Genomic DNA, 10,922 nt, shown 5'->3' with positions numbered 1-10,922 from the left:
TCGGGGTCTAAGGGGCAGCCGAAGGGCGGGACCTGAGGGGGAACGGGTTAATAGTCCCGTACTACTGTTGCAGGTCACCTCATGACGGAGTGCTGGGGGTCTTGGGTGCTGACGGAATAGCACGCTGAGCGGAGACTTCGGTCGAAGCGAAAGGCTGAAGGGGCTTCCAAGAAAAGTGGGGTGATGGTAAGCGCAACGGTACCCGTACCGCAAACCGACACAGGTAGCCGGGAAGAATATTCTAAGGTGCGCGAAAGAATCATGGTTAAGGAACTCGGCAAGATGACCCTGTAACTTCGGGATAAGGGGGGCCGTCTCTTTCGGGAGCGGCTGCAGAGAAGAGGCCCAGGCGACTGTTTACCAAAAACACAGGACTCTGCCAAAATGAAAGTTGACGCATAGGGTCTGACACCTGCCCGGTGCTGGAAGGTTAAGGGGGGAGCTTAGTCTGCAAGGGCGAAGGTTTGAACTGAAGCCCCAGTAAACGGCGGCCGTAACTATAACGGTCCTAAGGTAGCGAAATTCCTTGTCGGGTAAGTTCCGACCTGCACGAATGGTGTAACGATCTGGGCACTGTCTCAACCATGAGTTCGGTGAAATTGTAGTAGCGGTGAAGATGCCGCTTACCCGCCACGGGACGGAAAGACCCCGTGCACCTTTACTACAGCTTAGTAGTGGGTGCTGGTTGTGGCTGTGTAGGATAGGCGGGAGGCTGTGAAGGGGTGTCGCCAGGCATCTTGGAGCCAACCTTGAAATACCGCCCTTTCACAACCGGCGTCCTAACCCTTTATGGGGACATTGCTTGGTGGGTAGTTTGACTGGGGTGGTCACCTCCGAAAGGGTAACGGAGGTTTCCCAAGGTCCGCTCAGGCCGGACGGTAATCGGCTGGGGAGTGCAATAGCAGAAGCGGGCTTGACAGTGAGGCAAACAGGCCGATCTGGTGCGAAAGCAGGGTATAGTGATCCGGTAGTTCCGCATGGAAGGGCTATCGCTCAAAGGATAAAAGGTACGCCGGGGATAACAGGCTGATCTCCCCCAAGAGCTCACATCGACGGGGAGGTTTGGCACCTCGATGTCGGCTCGTCACATCCTGGGGCTGGAGAAGGTTCCAAGGGTTCGGCTGTTCGCCGATTAAAGTGGCACGCGAGCTGGGTTCAGAACGTCGTGAGACAGTTCGGTCCCTATCTGTGGTGGGCGTGGGAATACTGAGGGGGTCTGTCCTTAGTACGAGAGGACCGGGATGGACCAACCGCTGGCGGATCGGTTGTCTGGCCGCAGGCACGGCCGAGTAGCTACGTTGGGTTAGGATAAGCGCTGAAGGCATCTAAGTGCGAAACCGGCCCCAAGATGAGTGTTCCGTGTGGTAAGGGTTGTTGGAGACGACGACGTGGATAGGGTGCAGGTGTAGGCGTGGAGACGCGTTGAGCTGAGCACTACTAATGAGCCCGAGAGCGTATGGTTTGTGGCAGGTTGAGGGGCAGGTGGTTGGCGGGGTTTGGTTATGGATTTCTTTCTGTAGGGTAAAAGACAAGCAGGTACGGCGATAGCGCAGGGATGCGGTATCGGCAGAAGAGCAAAAAGTCAGGCTGGTGCTGGTCGGGCGGGTGTACACCTCTATCCATTCCGCACAGAGCCGTTAAGCCCCGTACTGCCGATGGTACTGCCGTCACAGGTGGGAGAGTAGGTAGGTGCCACCTGACTTTTTTTAGGATTGCAGAGCGCAACAGTCATCAGATTGTTGCGCTCTCTGTTTTTGTGACTGTCTGTAGCGAGTTATCAGTTCGCCCAATACGCTGCTATTCTTTCCAAACACTCATCTACGTTATCTACCACTGTCAGCAATTGGCGATTCTCGGCTTTTAGAAAACCGTCAGTAATGCATTTGTCAAGTTGTTGTAGCAAAAGATCGTAATAGCCATTAATGTTTATTAGCACTACCGGACCTTCATACAGTTTTAATTGACGCCATGTAAGGATTTCAAACAGTTCGTCAAGGGTGCCGTAACCACCCGGTAGAGCCACTACGCCACGGGCCAATTGAACCATTTTGAACTTGCGCTCATGCATTGTTTCTACGAAATGCAGTTCTGTAAGTGTTTGGTGCGCTACTTCAAGATCAGCTAAGAAATTTGGAATTACGCCCGTTACTTCTCCGTCGTTCTGTAAAACAGCGTCGGCTACGTTGCCCATTAGCCCAAAGCCACCACCGCCATATATGAGCCGGATGGCGCGAGTGGCCATTTTTTCGCCAAGTTCAATAGCCGTTTCACGGTAAATGGGATTTGTTCCAGAACTGGAGCCACAATAAACAACAAGACTCTGCATGAAGGGTAATAACGATTTTGAAATGAATTAAATGTATCTAACTCAAAGGAGTTGTTTAATCAGCTTGTCGTTACTCAAATTGCCGAATGTGCCCGAACTCATCAACAAAAACACGTCGGCAGCATCGCGTTGCTGACTGAGGTAATCTGCCAATGCATCACTGTCCGTAAACACCCGAAGATTGGCTCGATCAAAAGCGGTCAGAATATCTTCGGCAGTTATTGGTTCCAGTTGTTTAACGGCTAATGTGTGAGCGTTGAAGTAGACCACCGCTTCTTCAGCAGCATCCAGGCAATTTTTATACTGACTTAAAAAGTTTTTGTTCAGGCTACTGTATGTGTGTAACTCAACTACAGCCAGCAATTTTCGGTCAGGATACTGTCTTTTAACGGCTTCCGTTGTTGCTTCTACTTTTGATGGTGCATGGGCAAAGTCACGAAAAAGTATCCGATTTCCGCGTTCAGCTATTTTCTCCAGACGTCGGGCAGCACCTTTAAATGTTGGAATGGCTGCATAAAACTGATCGTCGGTGATGCCAATACGGTCGAGCACGGTCATTGCACCAGCGATGTTTTTCATGTTGTGTTCGCCAAAAACCAGTACAGGTATTTTCTCGCCTTTCTTCGTAATCAGCAGCGTTTGACCATCGACGATGTCGCTTGGGTGAGCTTCGTAAGGTAGTTTCACAATGTCTTCCCGCTCCTTTTGCCCAATCACATCGAGCATATCGTCAGTTTCATCAAAAACCAGAATGCCAGCTTTAGGCATGGCTTCGGCTAACAATTCAAATTGATCGACATACTGATCCCAGGTCGGATAAATGTTCACATGGTCCCAGGCAATGCCGCTAATAAGCGCAATGTGCGGATGATAGTGCAGAAACTTCGGGCGCGGGTCAATGGGCGACGATGCATATTCATCACCCTCGATGATAATGATGGGCGCGTCGGGCGTTAATTGAGCCATCGTTTCAAAGCCGTCAAGCTGCGCTCCCACCAAATAATCGAACTTGCGATTATGGTACTTAAGTACATGCAGAATCATCGATGTGATGGTTGTTTTGCCGTGACTGCCAGCAATTACCACTCGTTGCTTCTGTTTACTCTGCTGGTAAATGAATTCGGGATACGAAAAGATTGGTAAATCGAGTTCCTGTGCTCTTGCCAGTTCAGGATTATCTGACCGAGCATGCATCCCAACGATAACGGCACTCAGGTGATGAGAAATTTTCTCAGGAAACCAACCCATTTCTGCCGGTAACAGGCCGTGTTGAGCCAGTCTCGACCGCGACGGTTCGTATATTTCGTCATCGGAGCCTGTAATCTGATAACCCTGATGATGAAGCGAAAGGGCGAGGTTGTGCATAGCACTGCCGCCGATAGAAATAAAATGAATAGCCTGAGGCATTGAGGTCAATAAGATAGTGTCGAAGCACAAAAGTAAGATGTATTTCGTCACTATTAAATTTGCAGGTTTCCGAATCAAACCCCGGATAATCTTGTTGACTATCTTGCGAATAGACTATGCTTGGAAAGTTCAGGCATTGGCATCAATTTCGCGGCTGTTTTTTTAATTATAAACCGCAACGACCGGTAGTCTTTGTATGCGCCAAACGTAGGGATGAAAACTTACTATGACCTGATTGACCAGACATTTGAGTTCCCCACGCGGGAGTTTAATGTGGAGAACAACCAACTGTTGTTCAACAATGTGCCCTTGATGGACATTGTTCGGGAGTATGGTACACCATTGAAACTGACGTATTTACCCAAAATCACGGAGCATATTGAACACGCCAAGTTGCTGTTCAAGAACGCTATGAAGCGGTACAATTACAAAGGTTCCTATACGTACTGCTACTGCACCAAGTCATCCCACTTTCGGTTTGTGCTTGAAGAGGCACTCAAGAACAACATTCACCTCGAAACCTCGTCGGCCTACGATATTCCCATTATCCGGGAGTTGTATAAAATGGGGAAGGTAAACAAGCAAACGTACATTATCAGTAATGGCTATAAACGCCCACTGTACACACAGTATATTACTGAATTGCTGAACGAAGGGTTTAATGTAATTCCAGTTCTTGATAACCTGAAGGAGATTGAAGCCTACGAAGATACAGTAACCGCAGAAACCGTTAATTTAGGTATCCGAATTGCTACTGACGAGGAACCCAATTTTGCGTTTTATACGTCTCGGCTCGGTATTCGTTACTCAGATGTGAATGAACTGTATCGCAACAAAATCGCGACGAATGAGCGGTTTAAGTTGAAAATGCTACACTTCTTCATCAACACGGGCATCAAAGACAGCGCGTATTACTGGAGCGAATTGAGCCGGTTCATGTATAAGTATTGCGAATTGCGCAAAATCTGCCCTGATCTCGATTCGATTGATATTGGCGGAGGTATGCCGATTCAAACGTCGTTTCAGTTTACGTATGATTATCAGGCCATGATTGATCAGATCGTGGAGAGCATTCAGTGGATATGCAATAAAAACAACGTGCCGGTGCCGAATATCTTCACTGAGTTCGGCTCGTTCACGGTGGGCGAGAGCGGGGCCGTTATTTACAAAGTAATCGACCAGAAGTTGCAGAATGACAAGGAGTTGTGGTATATGATCGACGGGTCGTTCATTACGCAACTGCCCGATTCGTGGGGTCTGGGTCAGAAATATATCATGCTATCGGTAAACAACTGGGACAATCCTTACCAGAAAGTGAACCTCGGTGGCCTAACCTGCGACTCGCACGATTTTTATAATACCGAAACGCACAGTGCCGATCTGTATTTGCCTATCTTCGATCAGGAGCAGGAAGAGCAGTATATTGGCCTGTTTCACACGGGTGCTTATCAGGAATCGCTGGGTGGATACGGGGGTATTCAGCACTGCCTGATTCCTGCTCCGCAACATGTTATTGTCGATAAAGACGAACAGGGAAATTTGCGCTCGCGTCTGTTTGCGCCTGAGCAGAATAGCGAGGTTATGCTGAAAATTCTGGGATACGGTGATGCCGAACCTGGCCCAACTGAATTAGATGCAACGGAAGCTGCCGAAGAGCGTGAAGAAGCCGCAGAATTAGCGAAGGAAGAAGCCTGAAATACAGTTTTTGGCACTAAATTCGTTGTGTCTCAGAGCATACCAAATCATTAAACGGAAGGTTATTGTAGATGAAAAAGCTATTTATTCTGACCATCGTGCTGGCTACTGTATCGCTGAGCGCGTGTAACCGCCGGGCTACCTGCCCAGCTTATGGTAGCGTACAAAAGCCCGCTCCTGTGCAGATACGGGCGTAGAGAATGGAACAATTGGACAAAACGCCTAACACAAACCCCGCAAGGTTCGCGTTGGGCGTTTTTTATGCCTGCTCCAACACAAATCGCGATGCTTCGAGCAAGTTAGACGCACACCCATCATAGTCGGGTGAAGGCTGCGCATCGTGGGCAATCCGCACCGTGCGGACGCCCACCCGCCGACCAGCCTGCATATCGCGCAGGGCATCGCCAATCATCCAGGAATCGCTGGTGGAGATGTTGTATTTGGCAATTGCTTTTTCGAGCAGCAACGAGTCGGGTTTACGCGTTAGCGAATGACTGTCGAACGCCGGATGATGCGGACTATAATAAATGTCATCGATAACATTACCGCACTGTTGCTGCAAATAATGATAACACGCCATAACGTCGTCGCGCGTGTAAAGCCCTTTAGCGATGCCTGCCTGATTAGTAATAACAATGAGCAAATAACCGGCATTTTTCAGCAAATGCAGTGCCTCGGGTACACCGTCGGGAATAATAAAATCTTCAACCCGATAGACGTAGTCGGTCCGGTCTTCGTTTAGAACGCCGTCGCGGTCTAAAAAAACACATTTGTTCATTTGTTAACAATGAAGGTTAATAGGGCAATTATACGAATATTCTTGTATTTTTTTGTAAATTAACATGGTAGAATATATCTACCCGATTAACCGGACCGGTACATCTTATTTCAATGCGCCGAGCCTCTCCTCCAGTGCCTGAATTTTAGCATTGGCGTCGGCAAGTTTCTGGCGTTCGCGCTCAACCACGTCGGGTTTGGCATTGGCGACGAATTTTTCGTTCGATAACTTTTTCAGGGTCGAGTCGCGGAAGCCAATATGATAAGCCAACTCTTTCTCAGCGTTTTCAATTTCCTGCGCCACATCTATCTCACCGGCAACGTTCACAAAAAACTCATCGGCCTTTATCAGAAAAGCTACGCTGGAACTGCCGTCGGGTTTCTCCGCCACGTAACTGATGTCCGACACATTCGCCATTTTCTGAATCAGTGATTCGAGTGGCTGGAAGCGGGCCGACGAAGCCGTTCGGATTGCCAGCGGCAACGTGGTTTTAGGCGAAATCTGTTTGCTGTTCCGAATGTTCCGCACGTTGGTAATAATGTCGAACAACGTCTCGAAATCGGTCAGAATCTGCGTATCGATAACGTTTGGCTGTGGGAACGTAGCCACGCAAATGCTTTCGCCGGGTTTTCGTTCGCGAATGTCCTGCCAAATTTCTTCGGTAATAAATGGCATAAACGGATGTGCCAAACACATCAGCCGCTCAAAGAAATTGATGGTCGCGTTGTAGGTGGCGAGGTCGATGGGCTGGGCCATGCCGGTCTCACTATCAAAAGCTGGTTTGATAAGTTCGAGGTACTGTGAACAGAAATCGTCCCAAATAAGCTTGTAAATAGCCTGCAACGCATCTGAAATACGAAACTTGCTGAAATCGTCTTCAATCTGCGTAAGCGTTGCGTTCAGCTTCGATTCGAACCACCGGATGGGCAGCGATGTCTGTGTCTCTACGCCGGTGGGGGTCCAACCTTTTACCAGCCGGAAGGCGTTCCAGATTTTGTTGCTGAAGTTGCGGCCCTGTTCGCAGAGTTTTTCATCGAATAAGAGGTCGTTGCCAGCGGCTGAACTAAACAACATGCCCGTTCTAACGCCATCGGCCCCGTACTGGTCGATGAGGTTGAGCGGGTCGGGCGAATTGCCAAGTTGTTTCGACATTTTGCGGCCCAGCTTATCGCGTACCATACCCGTAAAATATACGTCTTTGAATGGCCGCTCGTGCTGGTATTCGTACCCGGCCACAATCATGCGGGCTACCCAGAAGAAAATAATATCAAAACCCGTAACGAGGGTGTTGGTTGGATAGTAGTAAGCCAGATCGTTCGGCCCGGCTTTCGGTGGTCCGGCATCCCGGTCATCGGGGTTGCCCGAAGGCTTGAAAACCGACATCGGCCAGAGCCACGACGAAAACCAGGTGTCTAATACGTCGTCGTCCTGCGTCAGGTCGGCTTCGGTCATGGCAAACAACAGCCGCTCATGCTGCACTTTTTCGAGAGCTTCGTGTTTGTTTCGGGCCACTACGACGGTGCCATCCTGCAAATAAAAAGCCGGGATACGCTGCCCCCACCACAGTTGACGGCTGATACACCAATCGTGCGGATTCTCCATCCACGACCGATACATATTCTTAAACTTTGGCGGATTAAGCTGTATCGTGTCGTTCAGCACGTTTTCGAGGGCGGGTTTGGCAATCTCGTCCATTTTCAAAAACCACTGCAACGACAGTTTCGGCTCTATCACCGCGCCCGTCCGCTCCGACGTGCCAACGTTCGATTTATAGTCTTCGGTTTTGGCTAAATGACCAGCTTCTTCGAGTAGTTTGATAATGGCTTTACGAGCCGCAAACCGATCCTGCCCAACCAGAATCTGCGCTTTTTCATTGAGGGTGCCGTTGTCGTTGAGGATGTCGATTACGGGCAGGTTGTGTTTGATACCCAGTGCGTAATCGTTCGGGTCGTGGGCGGGCGTTACTTTCAGACCACCCGTACCGAAGTCCATCGTCACATAGTCGTCAGTGATAATTGGAATTTCACGATTGATGAGTGGAATCAGTGCTTTTTTACCATGCAGATGCTTATATCGTTCGTCGTTCGGGTTTACGCAGATAGCCGCATCGGCCATGATGGTTTCGGGACGGACGGTGGCAATTGTAATCGATTCGCCCTCGCTACCGGCAATGGCGTAGTTGATATAGACAAGTTTTTGCTGTACTTCCTTTGTAATCACCTCTTCGTCGGAAACGGCGGTAAGGCCCTGCGGGTCCCAGTTCACCATGCGAACGCCCCGGTAGATTTTGCCTTTCTCATAGAGGTCAACAAAGGTATCGATAACCGATTCATACAGAGCCGGTTCCATTGTAAAGCGTGTCCGGTCCCAGTCGCACGATGCGCCGAGTTTACGGAGTTGTTGCAGGATGATACCGCCGTATTTGTGCGTCCATTCCCAGGCATACTCCAGAAACTGTTCGCGGGTAAGATCGTGCTTGTTGATACCGCGTTCTTTGAGCATTGCCACTACTTTAGCTTCGGTGGCAATGCTTGCATGATCGGTGCCGGGCACCCAACAGGCGTTTTTGCCTTCCATCCGCGCTTTCCGAATCAGCACGTCCTGAATGGTGTTGTTGAGCATGTGTCCCATGTGTAGCATACCCGTCACATTCGGGGCGGAATCACGATGGTGTACGGCTCACGCGCATCAGGCGTTGATTTAAAGAATTGGTTATCAAGCCAGTACTGATACCATTTCTCTTCTATTTCCTGCGGACTATATGTTTTAGCGATCATGGGATTCGGCGGGGCAGACCCGTTTGAAGTGCAAAAATAAGCCCGTCTCGGAGATTTACCGGACGGGACACTGATTTCGATTAATTTCAACGTGCGTGTCAGTTAGTCCGGCCAAGCGTGTTCGACCATGACGCGGGCAATGCGTTCGTCGAAGTTTTCGTTCATTTCTTCCGACGAAGTAAACGGCAGCAGCGCATTGACCAAGGCTCGCTCTTCGGCGGATAAAACTTCACGAGCTATCCCACTGGTAATACCAATACGCTCGCCGACCGACTTGCCTTTTAGCGATGGAATAACAATGCCCACACGCGCTGGGTAAACAAGGTAGCCATAATAAGCAGGCATAACGCGATAATCAGTTAGGAGTAAACCACGTTGTTTCAAACTATCGCCTATCCTTTGTATGGCGTTTTCTACCAATGTTTGCTTATCCATAGTACTAATGTTTCAACGGCATCTAAAAACTCATGATAATCCCGCGAGGAAACCCCCTGCTTTAGCGGGGGGAGGAATCGCGCCAGGCCGACGTTCGGCAGCAAGCGCGTAGCGTTGCAAGGCCAGTGCACGGGGAGACGCAACGATTCCAAAGTTTACAAATAAACTGTTGATTGTGTGAGATGCCTTTTGTATCTTTAGACTGTGAAAGTCCGGTACACGTTTCGCTGCTATCCCACCGATACGCAGGCTCAGGAATTGAGCCGGGTATTTGGGCATACGCGCTTTACCTGGAACTGGGCCTTGCGGTTGCGGACAGATGCGTGGGCCAATGGGGAACGCATCAACTACAACCAATCCAGTGCCGCCCTGACCGCTCTCAAAAAGACTCCTGAACACCAGTGGCTCAACGAGGTCAGTTGCGTCCCTTTGCAACAGAGTCTCAGAAACCTGCAAACCGCGTTCGGCAACTTCTTTGCGGGCCGGGCTAAGTACCCCCGATTCAAGAGCAAACGCGACAGACAAAGTGCTGAATACACCACCTCTGCTTTCAAGTATACCAACAGTGTTTTGAGTCTTGCCAAAATTGGTAAACTTAAAGTCCGTTGGTCGCGCTCGTTCACCTCTCAGCCGACGACTGTGACTATCAGCAAGACGGGGGCCGGACGCTATTACGTCTCGCTGGTGTTGGACGAAACACCCCAGACGTTCGCCAAAACCGGCGAATCTATCGGCGTTGATTTGGGTATCAATCGACTGGCAACGCTGAGTAACGGCGAACGGATTGCTAATCTGAGATTTACCAGAAAGTACGAAACCAAGTTGGCAAAAGCCCAAAAGTCCCTGAGCCGGAAAACCAAAGGTTCGGGACGTTGGAACCGTCAACGTATCAAAGTTGCCAAAGTCCACGAAAAGTTGTCCAATGCCCGCGTTGACCACCTCAACAAAGTCACGACCGACATAGTACGCCGGTTTGACGTAATCGCGGTGGAAGACCTGAACGTGCGGGGTCTGGTCAGAAATCGTAAACTGGCAAAGCATATCAGCGACGCTTCGTTCGGTCGGTTCGTGTCGATGCTGGATTACAAGTGTGTTTGGCGGGGTAAAGCGTTGGTGAAGATTGACCGTTTCTTTCCCTCCTCCAAACGGTGTTGGTGCTGTGGCTACGTGGCTCAGGCTATGCCCCTTACTGTGCGTAACTGGCAATGCCCCGACTGTAAACGTGAGCATGACCGCGACGAGAATGCGGCTAAGAATATTTGGAATTTTGCGGTAGGGCTTACCGTCTAAGCGCGTGGATTCCGTGTAAGACCTTTTCAGGCTTAGTGCTTGGGGGGCGGTGGAAGTTGAAACGTGAACCATCTCAGACTATTTGTTCGTTTGGGAATCCCCTTCCTTTAGGGAGGGGAGGATGTCAAACACTTCTTTAGCGGATTTAGTGCCAAGCTGATACCGAACTTGTTCTGACCAACTCAACAAGTCGATATGCTCCCAGGGGGCATAC

General features: G+C 49.8%; 7 protein-coding genes, 2 rRNA genes and 1 pseudogene (1 of these 10 running past the window's edge). 5 read left to right on the top strand and 5 right to left on the bottom strand.

From position 1 onward, the window contains the following. Together AWR27_RS20530 and rrf are read left to right on the top strand one after the other, a co-directional pair. Positions 1 to 1,462, top strand: a 23S ribosomal RNA gene (locus tag AWR27_RS20530) (it extends 1,383 nt beyond the left edge of the window). A 124-nt stretch (positions 1,463 to 1,586) separates the two neighbouring features. Further along, positions 1,587 to 1,698 (top strand): 5S ribosomal RNA (gene rrf, locus AWR27_RS20525). Positions 1,699 to 1,777: 79 nt separating this feature from the next. Here rrf and AWR27_RS20520 read toward each other — a convergent pair. Both AWR27_RS20520 and AWR27_RS20515 read right to left on the bottom strand, forming a co-directional pair. After that, complete coding sequence (locus tag AWR27_RS20520) at positions 1,778 to 2,326, bottom strand: LOG family protein (protein ID WP_077132916.1); 549 nt, start codon at positions 2,324 to 2,326, stop codon at positions 1,778 to 1,780. A 42-nt stretch (positions 2,327 to 2,368) separates the two neighbouring features. Then, a complete protein-coding gene (locus AWR27_RS20515; RefSeq protein ID WP_077132915.1) occupies positions 2,369 to 3,733 on the bottom strand; it encodes a UDP-N-acetylmuramate--L-alanine ligase in 1,365 nt (454 codons plus the stop codon). A 213-nt stretch (positions 3,734 to 3,946) separates the two neighbouring features. On the opposite strand from AWR27_RS20515, the gene AWR27_RS20510 reads away from it, so the two are divergent. Next, the gene (locus tag AWR27_RS20510) at positions 3,947 to 5,428 is read left to right on the top strand and encodes a type III PLP-dependent enzyme domain-containing protein (RefSeq protein WP_077132914.1); all 1,482 of its coding nucleotides are present in this window, start codon (positions 3,947 to 3,949) and stop codon (positions 5,426 to 5,428) included. Positions 5,429 to 5,499: 71 nt separating this feature from the next. After that, positions 5,500 to 5,625 (top strand): hypothetical protein, encoded by a 126-nt coding sequence (locus tag AWR27_RS25990; protein ID WP_257788518.1) that lies wholly within the window; start codon positions 5,500 to 5,502, stop codon positions 5,623 to 5,625. A gap of 62 nt (positions 5,626 to 5,687) precedes the next feature. On the opposite strand, the gene AWR27_RS20505 is transcribed toward AWR27_RS25990, so the two are convergent. From AWR27_RS20505 to AWR27_RS20495, 3 genes and pseudogenes are all read right to left on the bottom strand, one after another. Further along, the gene (locus AWR27_RS20505) at positions 5,688 to 6,206 is read right to left on the bottom strand and encodes a D-glycero-alpha-D-manno-heptose-1,7-bisphosphate 7-phosphatase (protein ID WP_077132913.1); all 519 of its coding nucleotides are present in this window, start codon (positions 6,204 to 6,206) and stop codon (positions 5,688 to 5,690) included. A 105-nt stretch (positions 6,207 to 6,311) separates the two neighbouring features. After that, positions 6,312 to 8,983, bottom strand: a pseudogene (locus AWR27_RS20500) (valine--tRNA ligase). Positions 8,984 to 9,085: 102 nt separating this feature from the next. Next, positions 9,086 to 9,418, bottom strand: coding sequence for a hypothetical protein (locus AWR27_RS20495; RefSeq protein ID WP_157579280.1), 333 nt, complete (start codon positions 9,416 to 9,418; stop codon positions 9,086 to 9,088). 204 nt (positions 9,419 to 9,622) lie between these two features. On the opposite strand from AWR27_RS20495, the gene AWR27_RS20490 reads away from it, so the two are divergent. Beyond that, positions 9,623 to 10,708: an RNA-guided endonuclease InsQ/TnpB family protein gene (locus tag AWR27_RS20490; protein WP_077132911.1), complete on the top strand. Its 1,086-nt coding sequence runs from the start codon at positions 9,623 to 9,625 to the stop codon at positions 10,706 to 10,708. The last annotated feature ends 214 nt before the right edge of the window (positions 10,709 to 10,922 follow it).

It is taken from the genome of Spirosoma montaniterrae, from assembly GCF_001988955.1.
Taxonomy (GTDB): Bacteria; Bacteroidota; Bacteroidia; order Cytophagales; family Spirosomataceae; genus Spirosoma; species Spirosoma montaniterrae.
This window is presented reverse-complemented; position numbering and strand designations above follow the sequence as displayed.